The organism is bacterium (assembly GCA_026708015.1).
GTDB lineage: Bacteria > Actinomycetota > Acidimicrobiia > Acidimicrobiales > Bin134 > Poriferisocius.
In genome coordinates, this window is the sequence record JAPOVT010000057.1 from 1 (window position 1) to 20161 (window position 20161).

Annotated in this window: 20 protein-coding genes and 1 tRNA gene; 5 read left to right on the forward strand and 16 right to left on the reverse strand. The window is 65.0% G+C overall.

Annotated features, from left to right (window positions below):
- Both OXG30_15155 and OXG30_15160 read left to right on the forward strand, forming a co-directional pair.
- On the forward strand, positions 1 to 321 hold a 321-nt coding region (locus OXG30_15155), incomplete at its 5' end, for a phosphotransferase family protein (GenBank protein ID MCY4136228.1).
- Between the two features lie 49 nt (positions 322 to 370).
- Complete coding sequence (locus OXG30_15160; protein MCY4136229.1) at positions 371 to 799, forward strand: nuclear transport factor 2 family protein; 429 nt, start codon at positions 371 to 373, stop codon at positions 797 to 799.
- Between the two features lie 6 nt (positions 800 to 805).
- On the opposite strand, the gene OXG30_15165 is transcribed toward OXG30_15160, so the two are convergent.
- From OXG30_15165 to OXG30_15200, 8 genes are all read right to left on the reverse strand, one after another.
- Positions 806 to 3109 carry an arylsulfatase gene (locus tag OXG30_15165; protein ID MCY4136230.1) on the reverse strand — a complete coding sequence of 768 codons (2304 nt, stop codon included), beginning with the start codon at positions 3107 to 3109 and terminating at the stop codon, positions 806 to 808.
- A gap of 10 nt (positions 3110 to 3119) precedes the next feature.
- Positions 3120 to 3902 carry a VOC family protein gene (locus tag OXG30_15170; protein ID MCY4136231.1) on the reverse strand — a complete coding sequence of 261 codons (783 nt, stop codon included), beginning with the start codon at positions 3900 to 3902 and terminating at the stop codon, positions 3120 to 3122.
- Between the two features lie 67 nt (positions 3903 to 3969).
- Positions 3970 to 5493 carry a hypothetical protein gene (locus OXG30_15175; protein MCY4136232.1) on the reverse strand — a complete coding sequence of 508 codons (1524 nt, stop codon included), beginning with the start codon at positions 5491 to 5493 and terminating at the stop codon, positions 3970 to 3972.
- A gap of 333 nt (positions 5494 to 5826) precedes the next feature.
- Positions 5827 to 6426, reverse strand: coding sequence for a hypothetical protein (locus tag OXG30_15180; protein ID MCY4136233.1), 600 nt, complete (start codon positions 6424 to 6426; stop codon positions 5827 to 5829).
- 77 nt (positions 6427 to 6503) lie between these two features.
- Entirely contained in the window at positions 6504 to 7097 is a 594-nt protein-coding gene (locus tag OXG30_15185) for a hypothetical protein (protein ID MCY4136234.1), read from the reverse strand.
- Positions 7094 to 7990, reverse strand: a complete 897-nt coding sequence (locus OXG30_15190) for an amidohydrolase family protein (protein ID MCY4136235.1) — start codon at positions 7988 to 7990, stop codon at positions 7094 to 7096. Before OXG30_15190 ends, OXG30_15185 begins: the two co-directional genes overlap by 4 nt.
- Entirely contained in the window at positions 7991 to 8710 is a 720-nt protein-coding gene (locus tag OXG30_15195) for a class II aldolase/adducin family protein (protein MCY4136236.1), read from the reverse strand.
- A 13-nt stretch (positions 8711 to 8723) separates the two neighbouring features.
- Positions 8724 to 9827 (reverse strand): amidohydrolase family protein, encoded by a 1104-nt coding sequence (locus OXG30_15200; GenBank protein ID MCY4136237.1) that lies wholly within the window; start codon positions 9825 to 9827, stop codon positions 8724 to 8726.
- Between the two features lie 84 nt (positions 9828 to 9911).
- On the opposite strand from OXG30_15200, the gene OXG30_15205 reads away from it, so the two are divergent.
- Positions 9912 to 10775 carry an NAD(P)-dependent oxidoreductase gene (locus OXG30_15205; GenBank protein MCY4136238.1) on the forward strand — a complete coding sequence of 288 codons (864 nt, stop codon included), beginning with the start codon at positions 9912 to 9914 and terminating at the stop codon, positions 10773 to 10775.
- Positions 10776 to 10851: 76 nt separating this feature from the next.
- Here OXG30_15205 and OXG30_15210 read toward each other — a convergent pair whose 3' ends face one another.
- The 6 genes from OXG30_15210 to OXG30_15235 all read right to left on the reverse strand — a co-directional run bounded on the left by OXG30_15210 (position 10852) and on the right by OXG30_15235 (position 16532).
- Positions 10852 to 11676, reverse strand: coding sequence for an aldolase/citrate lyase family protein (locus OXG30_15210; protein MCY4136239.1), 825 nt, complete (start codon positions 11674 to 11676; stop codon positions 10852 to 10854).
- Between the two features lie 54 nt (positions 11677 to 11730).
- Positions 11731 to 13221 (reverse strand): ABC transporter substrate-binding protein, encoded by a 1491-nt coding sequence (locus OXG30_15215; GenBank protein ID MCY4136240.1) that lies wholly within the window; start codon positions 13219 to 13221, stop codon positions 11731 to 11733.
- Positions 13222 to 13292: 71 nt separating this feature from the next.
- On the reverse strand, positions 13293 to 14141 hold the full coding sequence (locus OXG30_15220; GenBank protein ID MCY4136241.1) for a phytanoyl-CoA dioxygenase family protein: 849 nt from the start codon (positions 14139 to 14141) through the stop codon (positions 13293 to 13295).
- On the reverse strand, positions 14138 to 15652 hold the full coding sequence (locus OXG30_15225) for a hypothetical protein (protein ID MCY4136242.1): 1515 nt from the start codon (positions 15650 to 15652) through the stop codon (positions 14138 to 14140). The genes OXG30_15220 and OXG30_15225 overlap by 4 nt, the downstream gene beginning before the upstream one ends.
- A complete protein-coding gene (locus OXG30_15230; protein ID MCY4136243.1) occupies positions 15652 to 16455 on the reverse strand; it encodes a phytanoyl-CoA dioxygenase family protein in 804 nt (267 codons plus the stop codon). Before OXG30_15230 ends, OXG30_15225 begins: the two co-directional genes overlap by 1 nt.
- Positions 16456 to 16532, reverse strand: a tRNA-Ala gene (locus OXG30_15235).
- Positions 16533 to 16626: 94 nt separating this feature from the next.
- Here OXG30_15235 and OXG30_15240 point away from each other — a divergent pair.
- Both OXG30_15240 and OXG30_15245 read left to right on the forward strand, forming a co-directional pair.
- Positions 16627 to 17751, forward strand: coding sequence for an acyl-CoA/acyl-ACP dehydrogenase (locus OXG30_15240; GenBank protein MCY4136244.1), 1125 nt, complete (start codon positions 16627 to 16629; stop codon positions 17749 to 17751).
- A gap of 9 nt (positions 17752 to 17760) precedes the next feature.
- Positions 17761 to 19011, forward strand: coding sequence for an acyl-CoA dehydrogenase family protein (locus OXG30_15245; protein MCY4136245.1), 1251 nt, complete (start codon positions 17761 to 17763; stop codon positions 19009 to 19011).
- Positions 19012 to 19024: 13 nt separating this feature from the next.
- On the opposite strand, the gene OXG30_15250 is transcribed toward OXG30_15245, so the two are convergent.
- Together OXG30_15250 and xseB are read right to left on the reverse strand one after the other, a co-directional pair.
- The gene (locus tag OXG30_15250) at positions 19025 to 19912 is read right to left on the reverse strand and encodes a hypothetical protein (GenBank protein ID MCY4136246.1); all 888 of its coding nucleotides are present in this window, start codon (positions 19910 to 19912) and stop codon (positions 19025 to 19027) included.
- On the reverse strand, positions 19903 to 20148 hold the full coding sequence (gene xseB, locus OXG30_15255; protein ID MCY4136247.1) for an exodeoxyribonuclease VII small subunit: 246 nt from the start codon (positions 20146 to 20148) through the stop codon (positions 19903 to 19905). The genes OXG30_15250 and xseB overlap by 10 nt, the downstream gene beginning before the upstream one ends.
- Positions 20149 to 20161 lie beyond the last annotated feature (13 nt).

A 20161-nucleotide genomic window follows, 5' to 3' on the forward strand; every position in this document is an offset into this window, starting at 1 on the left:
GGGCCCGGCGAGGTGGACCTGGGGTGGTTCTTGTATATGAACCGGTTCTTGAGCGAGGGCGCCGACATCGACTGGCTGCCCGGCTTCGCCGACCGCGACGGCACCATCGCCCGCTGGGAACAGGCCATGGGCCGCAAAGCCGAGCATGTCGACTACTTCGAGGCCTGGGGCTGCTTGCGCTTTTGCATCATCATGGTGGCCATCGTGAACATGCAGGTGAAGTACGGCGCCTTCCCCGCCGATTTCGGCGCCCAATACGAGCGGGTCAACCCCTCCACCCAGATGCTGGCCCAGTACCTGGGCATGCCCGAGCCCGAGTGAGCCCTGCCATAGCCAGTCAATTCCCCGTCCATTTCCGAGTGAGGCACCCATGAGCGAAGCTGAGAACCGAGCGCTGGCCGAGGCCCTGTTCGCCGCCCTGGAGGCCATGGATTGGCCCGCGGTGGCCGAGCTGTTCACCGAGGACGGCGTGTACCAGGACATGCCGTTCGAGACCGACTCCGGCGGCACCGTGGGCCACGACGGGATCATCGGCAAGCTGGAAGTGGGTCTGAGCGCGCTGGATCGCTTCGAGCTCGGCGTGTCCGACATCTGGGTGAGCGGCGCCAACGTGGTGGTGGAGCGAGTCGAGGTGTGGCACCACTCCGACGGCACCGTGGCCAGCCTCCCCGTGCTGTGCCGCCTCCAGATCCGCGACGGCAAGATCGCCCACTGGCGCGAATACTGGGACTACAACTACCTCATCGCCCAACAGCCCGACACCTGGCTCCCTCAATCCCCCCGCCCCCGCTGGGACTGAGGAGGGCTACTCGAAGCGGGCGCCCATTTGTTGGAGGATTTGGGTGGTGTGGATGGCGGCCATGCGGCCTTGTTCGCCGGGGGTGTAGGTGACCGAGTCGATGGTGTTGGAGTAGGGGAAGGGGCCGTGGCGCTCATAGACGTCCCATGAGACGGGGGAGCGGCGGTCGATGCCCACGTCGATGCCCTCGAAGGGGGCCATGGTCCACATGCCGGTGAAGTTTTCGCCGGCGGCGGTCTCGGTGCCGTCCACCAGCACCCGCAGATCCCAGGCGAAGCCGTCGGTGATGGTGAAGTCGAGCCGCACCGAGCGCTGCCCCTCGGCCAGTGGGCCGCCGTTCAGGTGCCGCATGTGGCCGTAGCCGTTGTGGATGTAGACCACTTCGCCACCCTCCATGTAGCAGGCGTAGCCGCCGCCCTGGTCGCCGTGGGCCACCAGCATGCCCTGGTCGCCTGCGGCAAAGTCGAACTCGATGTCCACGGTGAACGACCGGGCCTGGATCATCTTCATGCTCCGATAGCGCTCCAGGGTGTCGGTGCCCGGCACGACCCGCACCGACGTCTCGTACACCTCCTCCGAAGGCGGCCGCTGCACGTACTTGAGCATCGATCCCTCGTCCAGCGGGTACACCTGGTAGCGGTGGGCGGCCTGTTCCCAGGCGTCGATCAGCTCTTGGCGTTTGCCAGGCTCGGCCTCCGATAGGTCCACCGTCTCGGTGGGGTCGTCGTTGAGGTTGTACACCTCCCACTCGTGGTCGCCGAACGGGGTCATCGGCAGGTGCAGGGTGACCGCCTCCCAGCCGTCGCGGTAGAAGCCCCGGTGGCCGATCTGCTCGTAGTACTGCTCGGTGTGGTGCTCGGCGGCCTCGGCGTCGGCGAGCGTGGGGGCGAAGCTGGCCCCCACCAGCGGGCCCTTGAGCGGCTGGCCGTTGCGTTCGGTAGGGGCGTTTAGGCCCACGATGTCGAGCACGGTGGGCAGCATGTCGGTGATGTGCAGGTACTGGCGGCGGAAGCCGCCGGGGTCGGCAATCCGCTCCGGCCACGACGAGATCATGGCTACCTGGTGCCCGCCGGCGTGGGTGTTGATCTTGTACAGCCGGAAGGGCGTGTTGCCGGCCATGGCCCAGCCCCGGGGATAGTGGGCCAGGGTCTGGGGCCCGCCCAATAGATCGAGGCGGGCGTGGTCGTCGTCGATGTCGCCCTGGGTGGGCGACAGAACCTCGAAGTACTGGGCACAGCCGGTGTCCTCGCCCTCCCGGGACGCCCCGTTGTCGGAGGTGAACAGCACCAGCGTGTTGTCCCACTCGCCCAGCTCCTCGAGCGCGGCTCGCAGCCGCCCGAAGTTCTGGTCGACGTTGTCCACCATGGCGGCGAACACCTCCATGTAGCGGGCGAACACCTCTTTTTGGGTGGTGGACAGCTCGTCCCAGGGCGGGACGTCGTTGCGTTCCTCGGAATTGCGGGGCGGCAGCGTTGTATCAGCGTCGAAGATGCCCAGCTCGATCTGGCGGTCGAAGCGGCGCTGGCGGATCTCGTCCCAGCCGGCGTCGTAGGCCCCCCGGTACTTCTCGATGTCGGCCTGCTTGGCCTGGAGTGGAGCGTGGACCGCCCCGTGCGACAGGTACAGGAAGAACGGCTGGTCGGGCCGGGCCGCCTTCTGCTCGCGCACCATCCCGATGGCCTCGTTGGTGATGTCGTCGGTGAAGTAGTAGTCGTCGGGGTACTGGTCGGTGCGAACCACGCTGTTGTCGCGGATCAGCCGGTGGGGGTGGTGGAAGTTGGTGAACCCGTCGAGGAAACCGTAGTAGTGGTCGAAGCCCCGCTGGAGCGGCCACGAGTGCCGGGGGCCCACCAGGTTGGAGTCTTTGCACAGGTGCCACTTGCCCACCATGAAGGTGGCGTAGCCCCCCGCCCGCAGTATCTCAGCCACCGTGGCGCAGTGCTCGGTGAGCTCGGCGGTGTAGCCGGGATAGCCGGGGTCGGAGTGGCACACGTGGCCCACCCCCACGTCGTGGTGGTTGAGCCCGGTGAGCAGCGACGCCCGGGTGGGCGAGCACATGGGATTGACGTGGAAGTTCAGGTAGCGCAGCCCTTCGGCCGCCATCTGGTCGATGTGGGGGGTGTCGATCTCCGAGCCGTAGCACCCCAAGTCGGCGAAGCCCAGATCGTCCAACAGCACCACCACGATGTTGGGCGCCCCTTCTGGTGCCCGCACCGCCTCGGGCCACCACGGGTCTGACCCCGCCACCGTGCGCCCTGCTCGCCCCTCCCACCCCTGGTAGGGCTCAGGTCGTGCGGTCTCCTGGCTCATCGGTTTCTCCTCAATCCATCGAGAAGTCGGGGTTGAGGGTGATGACCCAGAACATGGCGCCGGCGTCGTCCACAAGCTGCGCCATTCGCCCCGGCGGAGTGTCCATGGGCGGCACAACCACATGGCCTCCCAGCTCTTGGCACTGGGCCGCGGTGGCGTCGCAGTCGTCCACTGCGAAGTACACCGCCCAATGGGCGGGAATTAGCGGCGCGGGCAGCGGGCCGGCGCTGGCGATCATCTCGCCGTTGTGCCTGATGCCCACCGAACCGTCCATATCGAGGGGCACCGGGGTCCAGCCCAGCATCTCGGAGTAGAACGCCAGGGCCTTGTCCACATCAGAAGTGAGGAGCTGGTTCCAGCACAGCGTGCCGTGCTCGCTCTTGAGCTCGGCGCCATCTTGGCCGATCGCCTCCCACAGCATCACCACGGCGCCGGTGGGGTCGGCCACCACCACCATTCTCCCCGCACCCGCCGGCTCCATCACCGGTCCCATCGGCGTGCCCCCCGCGGGGGCAACCTTGGCTAGGGCCTCATCAGCGTTGTCCACCGAGATGTAGGTCTCCCACACGTTGGGGATCCCCATCTCGCACATCTCCTGGGGCTTTTCCAGCAGCCCCAGCACCGGCCTTTCGTCCTTCAGCCCCAGGGTGTAGACCACCTGCGATCCGTCGTGCTCATCGCGAAAGGTCAGCCCGAAGAGCGACGAATAGAACGCCTTGGCCTTGTCAGGCTCCTCGGTACACAAGTCAACCCAGCTGAAGTCTCCATGGACGTAGCCGTCTACCTCGGGCATGGTCGCTCTCCCTTCTCAGTCCTCTTAAGGAAACACGCCACTCTATTTCTGCCTGAGCACCCTCCGGTCAGTCAGCCGGGAAATACCGTCTGCCCCTTGTCTGCCCCTCAGCCCGGGCGAGGCCTGTTTGAACGAGGTCATTCAACAAATTGCGAACAATTCGAGAATCTTCGCCCAACAGATCGGCAGCCTCTGCCGTAGAAATGCTCCCTAGACGGTTGATCTCGTCAAGCAGAGTTTGTTGTTGACGGTTGCGAGCCAAGATTCCCGCACTGCCAGCTCGCATTAGAACTTCAGCTGAGAGTGCATATCGAGAGCCTCCCCGGGTCCCTTCGCGGATCAAGAGTCCCTTCGCGGTGGCCCCGGCCAAGAGTGCTGTTATGTCCACTTCAGGCATCAATTCACGCAAGCGCCTAGGAGTGACCGAGCCCTCATGATGAGCGGCAACCAAAGCTCGACGCTCTTCAAATGTGATCTGATGGTCAGTAAAGAACCTCAGCCACACTTGGTCTTCAACACTGACCAATGAATGGTTGCGCAACGTGACAGTGACCGAACTTGGGGTCGCTTCGAATATCGGGGGTCCGAGCAGCCGTGATTCCATTTCCTGGAACATTCGATTGATGCCCTCGCCATACTCCTCCACCACTTCCATTGTCTTGAGTATCTTCATTATCCGATGGTTTCGGCTGAAGTGATCATCTCGCATGTTGTCAACAGTGATGTGGCCAGGTAGTGGCCCTGGGCTCTTGATTTCGACCCGGTCATCCCAGATGGTTACGTCGACAGTAGATCCAACCAAGCCATAGTCTCGGTGAGCCAGCGCATTGACAATGGCCTCTCTCAGGGCTTCGACGGGGTATTCGGGGACAGCCTCTCTGAAGACGCCGGTTACAGCCTCGTACTGCTGAGTGTGGCCTGCTATGAAACCTAGACATTGGCCGACAACGGCAATCAGAGGTCCAGAGATCTCTTTCCTGGCTTTGGACGGTCCGGGACCAGGCCCAACCCCACTGCGTCGGACAAGCTGTACCCTTGCTCCTCCGACATGTCGGGCTGGGTCCTTGGCGAATAGCACCGCGGCGGCCTGCAAGGCCACAGCTTTCTGCGAGGATGAACCAGGCAAAGCGACTTCGAGATCGACGAGCGCCTGAGAGGTTTCGGATCGACGAGTAGACCTCTTGCCATCTGCGATTAGCGCTTTGTTGACCATTTGCAGGTCAAAGTCATCTGGTTCAAAATCGTCTAGAGCAGCTTCCTCGGCTGAGTGGCCGCTATGGGCCATGACGAATCGAGAAAATGCGTCGTTACGTAGCGGCTGCGAGTCGCCGCCAACGCGACGAAGGAGGCGACCGTCTGGGGTCGTGACGATTCGACCAGTAATCTCGGGCACCTCAGTGACGGTGAGCTCAATGTCTCCAACGGAGATAGCCCTAACCTCAACAGGCACATCACATTCGTTGGCGAATCGGGTAATCCGATCTTGAGTCCTTTGGCTGAGAGGGCAGCCAGTGATGTTCAGATCCTTATCCACGCCATGAACGATCAGTCCACCGGAGGTCATGGCCATTGCTGGAATTGCATCAAGCACGCTATTGCCTACCCCGCGTTTGAAGTCCAGACTGGCGTGCTCGATTCTGCCGAATAAGCGCCAGAACTCCTCAATAGGCAGAGTGTCAGGTATGTCGTCTAGGCGTAGCGGCCTGGGCACCCAACAAAGATATCACTATCTTTTATCCAAATGTCCATTTGTTTGTAATTTGGGCAAAAGATTGTCAAAACTTGACAATCTGGCATAAAACCCCTGGTCAGGAGTCCAAAAAAAGCAGACGGTGCGTGTCAAGTTGATAAGAAGCACCTGTTCTGGACGGGCTTCCTGTGTCGATTTTGAAGATCATTTATTTGTCTTGATACGCGACAACAATCAAACGGCGCCGCCCATATTGGTGCGGCGGGCGCCGATGGCCCAGATCAATAGGGCCAGCAGCATCAGCGGATCGAGGATCTGCCACACGGTTGCGTTGGTGAAGAAGAAGAAGTTGCAGATGAGCACCGCGATGCCCAGCCCCGCAGCCATTTCGGCTGCGCACAAGGAGGAGAGGTTGATCGATCCTGTGTCTTTCCGCTGGGCTAGAACCCGGCACCACCCGGTGTGCGCAGCCACGGTGGCGCAGGCGACGAACAGCGGGTCGACGGTGTACCAGACGTTGAAGACGTGATCGCCGAAGCCATCGGTGTACCGGTTGATCAGAATCGCCAACGCGATCAGCGACAGGAACAGGGTACGGACCCAGGGCACACGACGGGTGTTGGCCCACAGCAGCCACACGCCAACCAGGGAGAACACGAGGGGCCCGATTTGCCAGAGCTGCCAGGCCCAGCTGTCGGCCGTTTCGACATCAGGGTCGACCGCCTTCGACCGCTCAGCCCACATGAACACCGAGGTGGCCAAGATGGCCATCCCGACAATGGCGTCCAATGCCCCCAGATCGCGCCGTCGGAAGATCTGCTCGATTTTGCCCATGAAACGTTTTATCACCCGCAGGGCAATTCCCGGGAGAAACTGAGGTTAGAGGTGGTTGCTTGCTTTGAAGGCGATGCTCAGATGGCGTCGCCCACATTGGTGCGGCGGGCGGCCGAGGCCCAGACCAATAGGGACAGGATGATCAGCGGATCGAGGACGTTCCACGCGCCGCTGTCGTTGGTGAAGTAGGCATTGACGAATACCGCCACGGCCATCCCCGTGGCAATGACCGCAGCGATGAAGACGAACGGGTTGGCCGGTTCCATGCCCTGGCGCTGGGCCATAACCCGGCGCCAGCCGGTGCAGATGGCCACGGTGGCGCAGGCGATGAACAGCGGATTGACGGTGTTCCAGATATTGCCGCTGTACTTGAAGATGTCGGTGTAGTTGTTGAGCAGGTAGGCCACGGCCAAGGCCGTCAGGCACACCGTGCGCACCCACGGCACCTTGCTGGTGTTGCGCCACATCAGCCACACGCCCACGATGGCCAGCACGACGGAGCCCATCTGCCAGAGCTGCCACTTCCAGTTGTCTGGCCCCTCGGCGTTGGCGCCTACTTCGACCGATCGCTCAGCCCACATGAAGACGGCGACAGCCAGCATGCCGGCCCCGATCAGGGAGTCGATGATTCCCAGGTCCCGTCGGCGGAAGATGTGCTCAATCATGCTCATGCCATATTGAACACCCGCAGGGCGTTGTCCCGCAGGAATTTGGGCCAGACGTGGTCGCGAAATCCCACGTCGCGCATCTCGGTCATGATCCGCTCCAGCGAGAGCCCTGAGGGGAAGTAGCCGGCGTACATCACCTTGTCGGCGCCCCGGGTGTTGGCGTAGTTGATGATGGCCTTCGGGTAGTGCTTGGGGGCGAACGCCGAGGTGGAGTAGTGCAGGCCCGGCCACTTCAGCATGAGCTTGACCATGAGGTCTTCCCACGGCTCGGAACCGTGGCGGGTGACCAGTACCAGCTCGGGGAAGTCGTAGCACACCTGGTCGAGGTGCTCGACGTGCTGGGGGTTGAACGGGAACCGCGGCCCGGGCACCCCAGCGTTGATGCACATGGGGATCTCCAGCTCGCAGCACGCCGCGTAGATCGGGTACATCAGCGGTTCGTTGATGTCGACCTGGGGGTGAAGTCCGGTGGGGAAGCAGGCCGCGGCGATCACCCCCAGTTCGTCCACGGCCCGGCGCAGGTCCCGCACCGCTTGCACGCCCTGGTTGGGGTCCACCAGATAGCTGCCGTAGAGGCGGTCGGGATGCTCGGCCACCCCTCGGGTGCCCCAGGTGTCGCCGAAGTTCACCGGCAACAACCCCTTGTCGATGCCGCAGCGGTCCATCTCGGCCAGCAGGTAGGCGATGAAATCGACCGTGCCGTCCACCTGGGGCAGGTCTTTGAACATGTACGCCGCGCCGTGGCCGAAGCTGCGGCTCTCGGTGTCTTTCAGCAGCCCCTGGAAGTTGGCGTACCAGGCGTCGCGGTCAGACGGCACCCCCAGCATGAGGTCGACCACCCCGATGCTCTCAATTGGGTGAGGGGTCATGGGGTGGGTTTCGGGCTCGGGGGCCATCTAGCCCGCGAGCGTCTCGAACAGGTCGGCGTCGGTTTTGCGCAGGCGGCGGTAGTTGGCCTCCCACATCATGGGGATGAAGTACTTGTGGTACGCCTTCTTGGCCCGAGCCGCTTCGGCCTCGGGCATCTCGTGGCCGCCCACCACCTGGGCCTCGTAGTGGGCCCGGGCCGAGGTCTCATAGGCGATGGCCTTGATGGTGGCCTCCTCCAGCGAGGGGCACACAAAGCAGGCGCCGTGGTTGCCGATGAGCACCACCGACCGCTGGCCCAGCGCCTCGGCCATGCGGGGGCCGTCCACCGGGTTGTCGATGCCGTTGTCGGCGTAGTGGGCCTGCTCTTGGTAGAACAGGCAGGCGTCGGCCGAGTACAGCCCGATGTCTTTGCCGGTGGTCGACAGCACCTCCACGTAGTGGGAGTGGGTGTGGATCACCGAGTTGGCGTCGGGGCGGGCCTCGTAGAACCCGGCGTGGAACCGCACCGCAGGCGAGGCCGGAGTGTCGCCGTCGAGCAGGTTGAGCTCCATGTCGTAGCAGTTCACGTCGCTGGGCAGCGTCTCGCTGAAGTAGCCGAACGGCGACACCCAGAAGGCGTCGGCGCGCTCGGCGTCGCGCACCGACACGTGGCCCGCCACCCGGCTCTCGCATCCCTCCCGGGCCAGGATGCGCCGGGAAGCGGCCACCTGGAAGGCGGGATGGTCTTCGGTCCAGGTCTTGGTCATGGGCCTTTTCCTCCTATACCTGGATGTCGTAGAGCCGGCGGACGTTGCCCGACACGATGGCGTGGCGCACATCATCAGGGGCGTCGGCGAAGTGCTCGGCGATCACCGCTTGGCTGTGGGGCCAAGTGGACACGTGGTGGGGGAAGTCGTTGCCCCACATCATGGTCTCGGTGCCGATGATGTCGCGGGCGGCCACGCCGGTGAGGTCCCGCATGAACGTCACCCGGAAGTTCTTGCGCCAGTAGTGCGACGGCTCCTGCTCGCAATTCATGTCCTTGAGGAGCTGGGAATGGCGATGGAACCAGTAGTCGGCCCGCTCCAGCAGGTTGCCGGCCCAGCCCACGTCGTTCTCGGCCGATACGATCTTGAGATCGGGGAAGCGGTCGAACACCCCGCCGAAGATGAGGTCGAGCACCACCTCCTGGATGTCCACCGTTTGCAGCACCGAGCGGGTGGACGTGCCTTGGTCCCAGGCCTTCTTGGGGTCGCGGGTGGTGGCGGCGTGCAGGTTCACCGGCATGGAGTGCTCCACCGCCGCGGCCCACAGCGGGTCGAACGCTGGATCCTGGTAGGGGTTGTCCTCGCCGCTGACCACTGGGATCATTACCCCTTTGAGCCCCATTTCCCGGCAGCGCTTGATCTCCTTGGCGGCCCGCTCCAAGTCCACCGGCGACAAGAGGGCGATGCCCACGAAGGTGTCGGGGATCTGGCTCACGAACTCGCCGACCCAGGTGTTGTAAGCCTCGAACAGGGCCCACTGAAACTCCACGTCTTGGATGGGGTACATCTGCATGGCGATGGTGGGGTACAGCACCTCGCCGGTCACCCCGTCGGTACGCAGGGCCTCCATGCGGACCTCGGGGTCCCAGCCCACGTCGGGCACGTCCTCGTCCCAGCGGCCCTTGGCCCTCACGTTGTCGTCGGTGCGCATACACCCGGCCAGCAGCCCGATCGGGGGGAGCCGAGCCTGGTCGCACACCAGCCGGTCGGTGGTCTCCTCGTGTACCAGGCGGGGGGCCCGATCCCGAAACGCCTCCACCGTGTAGATCTGCCACAAGTCGTGGGGCTCGATCACATGCGAGTCGGCGGAGAATACGTCGAATCCGTTGTCGCTCATTGCCTCCGATGCTATGGGAAGGCTGTTGCAGCCGCCCATCGCCGGGGGGAGGGGCTGGGCAATGGGACGGGTATCGTGGCCGATGTGAGCATTTGTGCATTCATCGGACTGGGCAACATGGGCTTCCCCATGGCCGGGCACTTGGCGGCCGCCGGCCATGAGGTGCGGGTGTTCAACCGGACGGCCGCAGTGGCCGAGCGCTGGGGAGAGCAGCACGAAGGGGTGGTGACCGCTACCCCTTCGGAGGCAGCCGACGGAGCCGAGTTCGTGTTCACCTGCGTGGGGGCCGACGACGACCTGCGGGCAGTGGTGCTGGGCGACGACGGCGCCCTGACCACGATGGCCGCCGGATCGGTGCTGGTGGACCACACCACCGCATCGGCCGAAGTGGCCCGAGAGATGGCTGGTGTGTGCGCCGAGCGGGCGATCGGCTGGCTGGACGCCCCCATCTCCGGAGGACAAGCTGGGGCCGAGAATGGCGTGCTGACCGTGATGTGCGGCGGCGAGCCCGGCCACTTTGATGCCGCGAAACCGGTGATGGACGCCTACTCCTCAGCTGTAACCCTCATGGGACCAGCCGGCAGCGGCCAGCTCACCAAGATGGTCAACCAAATTTTGTGCGCTGGCGCCGTGCAGGGCGCAGCCGAGGCGCTGGCCTTCGGCGAACGGGCTGGCCTCGACATGGAGAAGGTGCTAGCCGCGGTCACCAAAGGGGCGGCCGGTTCGTGGTATCTGCAAAATCGGGGCCACACCATGGTGGCCGACGAGTTCGACTTCGGCTTCGCCATCGACTGGATGATCAAAGACCTGGGCCTAGTGGCCGACGCCGCCGCCGAGCTCAGCGCCCCCATCCCCCTCGTCGAGCTCTGCCAGCGCTACACCCAAGCAACCGCCGCCGCCGGCGAAAACCGCCTAGACACCACCGCCATCATCCGCCGCTACCGCTAGATCAGCGAGAGCTCCTGTGACCCGGCTCGGCAGGTGGTAGCGGCTTATGAGCTGAGCGATGCTGTCGTAGAGGTGCTCAGTAGAGGGACTCGCCGCCAGCATCGCCGTCGGCGTCGGTGGTGCCGCTGAGGGTGTCGAGGACGGATTGGCGGTGGGTGGTGATGCCGGCGGAGAGGGCGGCGTTGTCGGCGGTGACGGTGACGAGGCGGAAGCCTTGGGCGACTCGGGTGGGGGTGAGCGTGGGGGTGGAGTGGATGCCGGGGATAACGCCGTGGTTCTGACAGGCGGCCACGATGGCGGCCAGGGCATCGTCAAACGACGCTTCGCCGTCGTTGTTGCCGGGGGGCAGGCCCAGGCTCACCGACAGGTCGGCGGGGCCGACGTACACCGCGTCGACTCCTGGGGTGGACACAATGTCGTCCAGGTTCTCCAGGGCAGCCACCGTCTCAACCATGGGGATGCACTTCACCGCTTGGTTGGCCCCGGCGAAGTAGCCGGGGCCGTCGCGCAGCGCCACCCGGGTGGGGCCGAAGCTGCGGGATCCCTCGGGGGCGTAGCGGCACGACCGCACCGCGGCCTCGGCCTCTTCCCGGCTGTTGACCATGGGTATGATGACGCCCAGCGCCCCGGCGTCGAGCACCCGACCGATGATGCCCTGCTCGTTCCACGGCACCCGCACCACCGGGGTGGCGGTGCCCAGGTCGATGGCGACCAGCATCGCCAGTGCGTCGGAGTAGTCGGCAAAGCCGTGCTGCATGTCGATGCACACGTAATCGAAGCCGGCCCGGGACATGATCTCGCAGCTCATCGCCGTGGGCAGGCCCGCCCAGGCACCCAGCGCGGAGCGTCCTGAAGTGAAGGCTTCGGCCAGCGGGTGGGATGTGGTTGCAGCGTCGCTCATGGCCGCAACCGTATCCCCCGATATGTGAATTCGGTCAGTCCGAAATTGGCCCGCCTACGGGGTGGCGTCCCGCATCGGGCCAATGGGTACCAGCTGGCCTCGTGAGCCCAGATCGGGGTCTTGTTCTAGGAGTTGGAAGGAGTCGTTGCTGGAGAGCTTGTCCGGTCCCAGCGATGCATAGGGCTGGCCGGCAATCGAGAACTCCCCGATGTTGGCAATGGCCTCGGCGAAGGTCTCGTGGGTCAGGTTGGGCCCGGCCGCGGTGACCAGCAACTCGAAGAGTTGGAAGAACCGGCAGTGGGCGGACAGGGCGGCAAACCAAAGCGGCTCGCCCTCTTCGAGGGTGTCGGGGTGCTTGATCTCGATATCGGGATGCTTGGCATTGAACACATCCAGGCATTCCTTGAACCGGGGATCAGTCTCGAATATCTGGGCATTGGTCATGGCCCCCACGGTGATCACACCCCGGGCCGACTCAGGGTTGACGTTGTTGCCGATGTTGCTGCCCAGCCCGGAGGCGTCGGTGGCCCAGATATCCACCTCGAGGCCGTTGAGCCTGGCATTCTCAATGCCGGCCGAGGCGTTGCCGACGAGCAGAAGGGTGTCGGCACCAGCCGACCTGATGCGTTCGGACAATGCGGCCCACTCCTGGTTCTGGGCGATGAGATCGGCCACCTGGGAGGAGGTGGCGATCTCGAGCGCGGGCTCGACTCCCCGACCTCGAAGCAGGTTGGCAACGTCCTCGAGTTGCGGGGCCGCAGGAAGATCGGCCACTACCGCGACCGACCTTCCCTCAAGCATCCCCTCCGCATCAAGCAGAGTGAAGAGGGCACCGGTACTGACCTCGCGCGTCACCCGCTCGTTGACCCAAGGGGCCCGGGCCACGGCCAGACGCTCCTCGGTAATGGTCCCGCCGACCAGAATTGTCTCCTGTTGGTCGACGATACATGTGTTGGCCACCTCGGCGGGGCCGAGGAATCCGAATAGCACCGCGAACACCTCGTTGTCCTCGGTGATGCGGAGGCAGGCGGCCTCGGCCTCAGTTGAACCGATGGGGCTGTACTTGTCCATGATGACTTCCAACCGGCGGCCGTTGATGCCGCCCCGCTGGTTGATGTCGTCCACCAGCAATTGGATCACCAGCTCTTGGTCGCCCCAGGTGGCTGGCGAGAAGCCCAGTTCCACGAGTTGCTCGAAGTCGAGATAGGTGACGCCGATGGTGATGGTATCTGCGGTCACGCCCCGCCACGTGGCGGTGAGGGGAATCTCCGGCTCCGGCTCCTCAGTGGGGGCCGGTTGGAACTCGGGCTCTTCCTCTTCGGGAGCATCTTCCAGCACGGGCGCGGGCTCAGCGGGAGCGGCCTCTTCTGTCTCGGGTTCGGGCGCTTCTGGTTCTGGTTCCGGCTCGGCCGCGACAGGGGCCTCGGTGGCGGGGGCCTCGGTGGCGGGGGCCTCGGCATCGTCGTCGTTGCCACCGCATGACGCCGCAACCATGGCCAGAGCCACCAGCACCCCGATCAGCCAGCGCATCTTCTTGGTCTTCATGACGATCCCCTTCTGTGCCCCTCGCGGGTGCCGAAATCGGATCAGCCCAGACCGCCCGACCGGCTAGGGGACTATATTCGATTTGGTCTTTTCGGTCTCCCCGAACGGGTCACCGCGTACTGGCGCTCGGGGGCGTCGCAGGGCACCCGACCGGTGGGTGGTCCCTGAGTCGGATCGCCGGTGAGCAATTCGGCTCCGGCGGGGGCGTACTGGAGGATGTAGGCCTTGCGCACCCTGTCGGTGGTATTGGGGCCGGTCAGGTGCGGGGTGAGCGACGAGAACACAACCGCTCCCCCGGCAGACACCGGGGCGGCCACCGGGTTCTCGCACCGCTCGAAGCACTCAAAGCCCAGGGGATCCACATAGGTGTGGGCCAGTGTTCCGTGGAGGTGGACCCCGGGGGCCACCCACGGGCATCCGTTTTCGACGGTGGCGTCGTTGAGGGCCAGCCACACCGTGAGGTACTGCTGGGGCTCGATGAAGGTGTAGCCGTTGTCCTGGTGCCAGGGGAACCGACGGGGCTTCTCAGGCTTCTTGTACACCGCCTGGTCCCAGTACAGGTTCACGTCGGGGCCGACGAGGTCGAGGCACACCGCGCCGATGCGCGGGTCAGCGGCCAACTGGCGCAGGATGTTCGACCGGGCCACTAGGTGGGGGGTGAAGGTGATGGCCCCAGCCTCGGCGATCATCAGCCGCTCGCCCTCGATTTGGCGAAGGCCGGCCTCAGTCTCGGCTTCGATGGCGTCGATCTCGTCTGTGACTGCGGCAATGGTGTCGGCGTCGAGCAGGTCTTCCATGACAAAGAAACCTTGGCGGTTGAACTCCTCGGTCTGTTCGGGGGTGAGGGCCGCGGGGGTCGAGGTGGCCGGTTGCCAGGCGAAGTCCTGATTCCAGGGGTGGGGGGTGAATTGGCTGCTCATTGTGAACCGGGGAACACCAGGGTGACGTGGCTGTGGGGCGGCATCACTAGGGGCCCGTCGATATCGACTTGGTCTTCGGTCGGTGTCACCCGATCGGAGTTTTCGGGGGTGTTGGCCGCGGCCGGGTCGTCGGCCCACAGGGTGATGCGCTGAGCCGGTCCACCGATGCCGTTGAGGTCCACCAGCAGTTCGTCGTCGGGCAGGCGGTTGACCAGCGATAGGTGCATTTGGCCGGAGTCGGGGTCGAAGGTGCCTGCCGCGTCCAGTGCCGATAGCCCGCCCCCTGGTGCATTGTCCGCGTCGATTCCGGCGACGGTGATCACCTCGACATCCAAGCCGGTGCCCTGGGCACAACGACGGGCCACCGCCAGAGGGTGGAACGTGGTTTGGCGCACAACGCCTTCGGTGGTGGTGAGGATCGGGCCCAGCACGTTCACCATCTGGGCCTGGGTGGCCAGCGACACCTTGTCGGGGTGGCGCCAAATCACATGCAGCCAGGTGGCGTGGGCCAGGGCGTCCTTGAGATCGAAGTGGTATTCGATCATGGGAACGGGCTCGGTATGCACCGGCGGTCCGACTTCGGCCCGCATCCGCCGATTGACCACCTCGGGTTGGTTGGTCATCGACAGGTAGGGCTCCGGCCACACCCCCCACTCGTCGATGCAGATCCGCAGATCATGGTTGAGCTTGCGCCGCCGCTTGGCCGCGCCGATGAGCCCCCAGGTGTCGCAGATCTCGGCTTCTGACGCCATCGGGCCGGCCAGAGCGCCTTCGTAGCTGAGCTCGTTCCAGTAGAAGTGCAGCGACAACCAGTCGAGCACCACGCCGGCCTCGTTGAGCACGGTCCAATTCCAGTCGGGGTCGTCGGCGCCCACCCCCACCAGCGAGATGCGGTTGTCGGCCCACCGCAGCAGCTTGCCCCACTCCCGGGCCAACTCGGCGTAGGAACCGGCCGAGGTGTGCAGGTGCTGCCACCACCCGAAGTTCTCGTTGCCGATGCCCCAAATGGGCACGTCGTGGCGATCGGGATGGGGTCCGCTTTGCCGCAGCGCCACCTCGGGAACCGGCAGATCGCTGTTGCAGTAGGCGAGCCACTCCAGGGCCTCGTCGATTGTCCCGGTGGAGGCGTTCAAGTTGAGATAGGGAGGGGCGCCCAGCAGTCGAGCGTAGGCCAAGAACTCCTCGGTGCCGAACCGGTTGGTCTCCAGCATCGACCAGGCCAGATCGAACCGGGCGGGACGGTCTTCGGTCGGCCCGATGCCGTCGCGCCAGTGGTAGCCCGAGGCGAAGTTCCCACCCGGCCACCGCAGCACCGGCGGGGCCAGTTCCCGGGCCGCTTCCAGCACGTCGGTGCGATACCCGTCGGCGTCGGCCAGCGGCGAGCCCGGCTCGAACACCCCGCCGTAGATCGCTCGTCCCATGTTCTCCAAGAACTGCCCGTACACCCGGTCGTCCACCACCCCCGTGGTACGCCGGGAATCAACCAGAACGGTGGCGGTTGGTGTGGCCACTACACCACCAGCTGGCCGTCGCGAAGCAGGGGGTCGAAGCGGTATATGGGGTTCTTGAACCCGTCGAGATGCTCGAAACCCAAGTCGACGGTGCCCGCCGCGCAGCAGTGGTACACCATGGCGGCTCGGATGCCGTCAGAGACATTGTCGGTGGAGCAGTGCATCAAGTGACTGTCGAACACCAGCAGGTCACCCGGCTGCATCATGACCGCCTGGCGGTCGGACATGTCGTGGTCGACGATCTCCACATAGCCCAGATTGGCATTGGGCCTCCGGTCGAGGACGTGCTCGTGGACCGGTTCGGCGTGGCTGCCGGGCAGGATGTGCAGGCAGCCGTTCTCCAGGGTGGCCTGGGTCACCGCCAGCCACAAACCCACGATGGGCCGGGGCGGTTCGAACGGGAAGTAGTAGCTGTCCTGGTGCCAGGGCTGGCCCCAGGCGCCGGGGTTCTTGAAGATGAACTGCGACAAGAAGCAGTCCACATCGGGGCCGATCAGGTCGCGCAAAATCCTCGTAATCCGCTCATCGTGCAGGAACGACAGGAACGCCGGCCGGTCGTGCAGGGTGAACACTTTCGAAACGGTGTCTTCGGGGCGGTCGCCGCTCAGGTTCCCCTGGGACTCAGGGGCGACATGCATGCCCTCCGGGGTGATCCCCGACTCGTCCACCCCGCGCACCACGCCAATCACGTCGTCGAGCATCCGGTGGCCTACCTTGGCCGGGGCAAATTCGTCCAAAATGAAGAACCCTTGAGCGTGGTAGCTGTCGAGCGCAGAGGGGGGCAGGGTGGACGTCGTCGCCATTGGTGGAGCTGATGGGACTCGAACCCACGACCCCCTGCTTGCAAAGCAGGTGCTCTAGCCAGCTGAGCTACAGCCCCGAACCTTTCAATCGTAATGGCCTCAATTCTGAGAGGGCGATCCAATACCCGTCTCGATGTGACCGGTTGGCGCTGTCGTGGTGGAATGGCCCCGGTGAGAGTCGATCTGAGCGACGATCAGGAGTTCTTCCGGGATACGGCTCGTCGGTTCATCGAGGCCGAGGTTCCGGTCAGCGTGGTGCGGGAGTGGCACGACCTGCCCGACGGCTGCCCCCGGAGTTGGTGGCGGGCCGCGGCTGAATTGGGCTGGACCGCGCTGATGGTGCCCGAGCCACTAGGCGGCGGCAGCATCTCGGGGCGCCCGATCGTTGACTTGACTATCGTGGCCGACGAGATGGGCAGGGGTGTGGTGCCGGGGCCATTCATGCCCACCAACGTGGTGGCCGACACCCTGGGCCGTTCGGGCACCGACGATCAGCAATCGCTGCTTGAGGGGGTCATGGCTGGCGAAGTGGTGCTGGCCTGGGCGTTTTGCGAACCGGGCGGCGACTGGACCGCCGGCCATGTGGCCGCCGCAGCGGTCCCGTCGAACGGTGGCTATGCATTCACCGGGACCAAGACCGCGGTGGAGGCTGGAGCGCAGGCGGATCACCTGCTGGTCACCGCTCGGACTCCCGATGGTTTGGCCCAGTTTCTTCTGCCGTCTGATGCTCCTGGCATCACCGTCACCCCCCAGGACTCGCTCGATCTGGGCCGGCGATTCGCCGAGGTGCGTTTCGAAGGAGTAGCCGTCGGGCCTGAATCTATGGTGGGCGAACCGGGGGTGGCCGTTGAAGCCGATGTGGAGCGCCAGCGCCTGGTGACGGTGCTGCTCCAGTGTGCCGACAACGCCGGGTCGGCGGCCAAAGTGCTGGAGTTCACCGTGGAGTACGCCTTCGACCGGTACTCATTCGGGCGGCCCTTGGCCTCGTATCAGGCCCTCAAGCATCGTTTCGCCGACATGAAGCTGTGGTCGGAGGCCTCCCAGGCCGCGGTGGACGGGGCCGCCAATGCCCTGGCCGCCGGCGACGACGAAGCCCGGATGGTGAGCGTGGCCAAGTCGTACGTGGGCGACCACTCGGTGGAGCTCATGCAGGACTGCGTGCAGATTCACGGCGGCATCGGGGTCACCTATGAGCACGACCTGCATCTGTACCTGCGCCGGGCCACCGTCAACCGGGGCTTGTTCGGCACCCCAGCCGAGCATCGCGACGCCCTGTCGGAAATGGTCGGGTATTAGGAGGAGACGATGGACGACTTCGTGTACGCCGCCACCGACCCCGCCGAGTTGGCCGAGTACCGGGACGAGGTTGAGACGTGGATGAACGAGAACATGGCCCGGCGCGACCCGGTCAACCCCTGGCACCCCACCCATGACGACGATTTGAAGAGCACCCGAAATCGGGAGCTTCAACGCCGGCTCTCCGACGGGGGATACGCCGCGGTGTGCTACCCCAAGGAGTATGGCGGTCAGAGCCTGACCATCGCCCACCAGCGGATCATCGATGACGTGAGCATGGACTTCGACATGCCCATTCTGTTCAGCGTGCCCACCCTGTCGATCTGCGGGCCGACCATTCTGGAGTGCGGCACCGAGGAGCAGAAGCAGCGCTACATCCCGGCGTGGATCCGGGGCGATGAACTGTGGGTGCAGTTCATGTCCGAGCCCAGCGGCGGTTCCGACATGGCCGGGGCCTTGACCCGGGCCGACCGAGACGGCGACACATTCGTCATCAATGGCTCCAAGATTTGGAGCACGTTTGCTCAGCGCTCCGACTACGCCCTCATGCTGGCTCGGACCAACTGGGAGGTGCCCAAGCACCGGGGCCTCACCATGTTCATCGTGCCCATCCACCACCCGGGCATCGAGATCCACCCTATCCAGATGGTGGACGGCACCGAGGAGTTCTGCCAGGAGTACTTCAACGACGTCATCATTCCCGCCGAGAACGTGGTGGGCGAGGTGGACGACGGGTGGACGGTGGCCAGCCGACTGCTGTTCCACGAGCGGGCCGCGGTGGGCAATGCCTCTCCCTACACCCAAGGCCGCCACCGGAGCCGGTCGGCTGACGGGCTCGATGATCTGGCTGACATCGCCCGGGACTTCGGCGGCAACGTGGGCCGTCAGCGCCAGCAGCTGGGGGAGACTGAGACGCTCAGCCGGGTGGAGGTTCTGCTGTCCAACCGGGTGGTGAAGGGAATCGAGAGCGGCTACTTCCCGGCGCCGGCCGGATCACTGGTGCGGCTGTTCCACGGCGTGTCCCGAGCCGACCGGTTGACAGTGGCCATGGAGCTGCACGGCGATCGGGCTCTGGTGTGGAATCAGGGCGAGGACACCGGCTCCTACGGCGTGGAATTCGTCCAGCGCCAGCAGACCTGCATTGGCGGGGGCACTACCGAGATGGCCCGCAACATCATCAGCGAGCGGCTCCTCGGCATGCCCCGCGAACTCGCCGCCGACCGAGACCTCCCTTTCAATCAAATCCCCCGCAGCGGCTAGCAGCGTTGAGCCCCTACGACGCCAGGGGGCGGCCGAAGGGGAGGGAGTCTTGCCAGGTGGCCAGGAACGACTCGGCTCGGTAGGCGGCGGCCAGGAAGAGGCCGTCGGGATGGTCGGCGATCTCCTCAAGAGAAGCGGTGATCTGGGCGGCGGCGTTGGCGGCGATGGCCTCGGGGGTAGGGTCGCCGGTGGGCCACCAGGCGAACAGCGATCCGGCGGTGGCGATGAAGTCGGGGACCACAATGGTGCCGGCCCGGCCGAGGATGGCCAGGGCCCTAGCAGTGACCGGGATCGGACCGTAGGGGACCAGGGTGCCCACTTGGAGTTGTTCGGCTGCGGTGTGGTCGATGGCCCCCATCTTGGAGCCGGCGAACAGCACGTCGACCTGGCCGTTCATTTCCACCATCGTGCCGCCCTGATCCTCAACCGCGACTGTCAAGGTGTCGCAAATCGGTCCTGAGCCCTCGATGGACACGGTGCGGCCGTCCAACCCGCCGGCCGCAGATGCCGCTGCGGCCACCACGCCGGCAACAGTCGCCTGATCGGCCACGTCGCCTATCGCGGCCCGGGAGTCGGCCTCCGCCAATGACTCCAGGGCGGTTCGAGGTACCCGGGTGCCGGGTTCGGGCAGGAAGCGGCCCGAGGCCACCATGGGGGCAATCTCGGCGGTGAACTTGGCCACCGCGTCGGCCCGGTCGTCGTCGACGGCGTTGACCCCCGCCGAGGCCCCGCTGCGTTGCATCTCGAAGGTGGCGAAGGCGTAGGTCATCGACCGGGCCAGGTCGCTGGCTCCGCCGGGCAGGATTTTACGGGCCGACCGGACGATGCCCACTGACTCGGGTGCGTCGGCCAAATCGAAGACGATGAAGGCGTCGACTGAGTCGAGATTCTCTATGGGCAAGGTTCGCTCTCCTCGCTCAGGGAGGGCTCGTCGTCCTCTTGATCCAGTCCGGCCACGATCTCCTTCACTCGCACCTCGGCGTCGTTGATCCGCCCCCGGCACACCCGAATCAACTCCGCGGCCCGCTCGACCCTCACCGCCAGCACGTCGATGTCGATGTCCTCGGCCTCCAATTCGCCCAGGATCTGCTGAAGCTCGCTCAGCGCGTCGGCGTAGCCGATCTCTTGTGTGCTCATCGTCTCGTGCTCC

What these genes read in the sequence shown, in the direction of transcription:
- OXG30_15220 (MCY4136241.1), bottom strand. Translation starts at nt 14,141, where the DNA reads ATGAGCAGCCAATTCACCCCCCACCCCTGGAATCAGGACTTCGCCTGG.
- OXG30_15200 (MCY4136237.1), bottom strand. Translation starts at nt 9,827, where the DNA reads ATGAGCGACAACGGATTCGACGTATTCTCCGCCGACTCGCATGTGATC.
- OXG30_15245 (MCY4136245.1), top strand. Translation starts at nt 17,761, where the DNA reads ATGGACGACTTCGTGTACGCCGCCACCGACCCCGCCGAGTTGGCCGAG.
- OXG30_15180 (MCY4136233.1), bottom strand. Translation starts at nt 6,426, where the DNA reads ATGGGCAAAATCGAGCAGATCTTCCGACGGCGCGATCTGGGGGCATTG.
- OXG30_15185 (MCY4136234.1), bottom strand. Translation starts at nt 7,097, where the DNA reads ATGAGCATGATTGAGCACATCTTCCGCCGACGGGACCTGGGAATCATC.
- OXG30_15210 (MCY4136239.1), bottom strand. Translation starts at nt 11,676, where the DNA reads ATGAGCGACGCTGCAACCACATCCCACCCGCTGGCCGAAGCCTTCACT.
- OXG30_15165 (MCY4136230.1), bottom strand. Translation starts at nt 3,109, where the DNA reads ATGAGCCAGGAGACCGCACGACCTGAGCCCTACCAGGGGTGGGAGGGG.
- OXG30_15190 (MCY4136235.1), bottom strand. Translation starts at nt 7,990, where the DNA reads ATGGCCCCCGAGCCCGAAACCCACCCCATGACCCCTCACCCAATTGAG.
- OXG30_15170 (MCY4136231.1), bottom strand. Translation starts at nt 3,902, where the DNA reads ATGCCCGAGGTAGACGGCTACGTCCATGGAGACTTCAGCTGGGTTGAC.
- OXG30_15215 (MCY4136240.1), bottom strand. Translation starts at nt 13,221, where the DNA reads ATGAAGACCAAGAAGATGCGCTGGCTGATCGGGGTGCTGGTGGCTCTG.
- OXG30_15230 (MCY4136243.1), bottom strand. Translation starts at nt 16,455, where the DNA reads ATGGCGACGACGTCCACCCTGCCCCCCTCTGCGCTCGACAGCTACCAC.
- OXG30_15160 (MCY4136229.1), top strand. Translation starts at nt 371, where the DNA reads ATGAGCGAAGCTGAGAACCGAGCGCTGGCCGAGGCCCTGTTCGCCGCC.
- xseB (MCY4136247.1), bottom strand. Translation starts at nt 20,148, where the DNA reads ATGAGCACACAAGAGATCGGCTACGCCGACGCGCTGAGCGAGCTTCAG.
- OXG30_15195 (MCY4136236.1), bottom strand. Translation starts at nt 8,710, where the DNA reads ATGACCAAGACCTGGACCGAAGACCATCCCGCCTTCCAGGTGGCCGCT.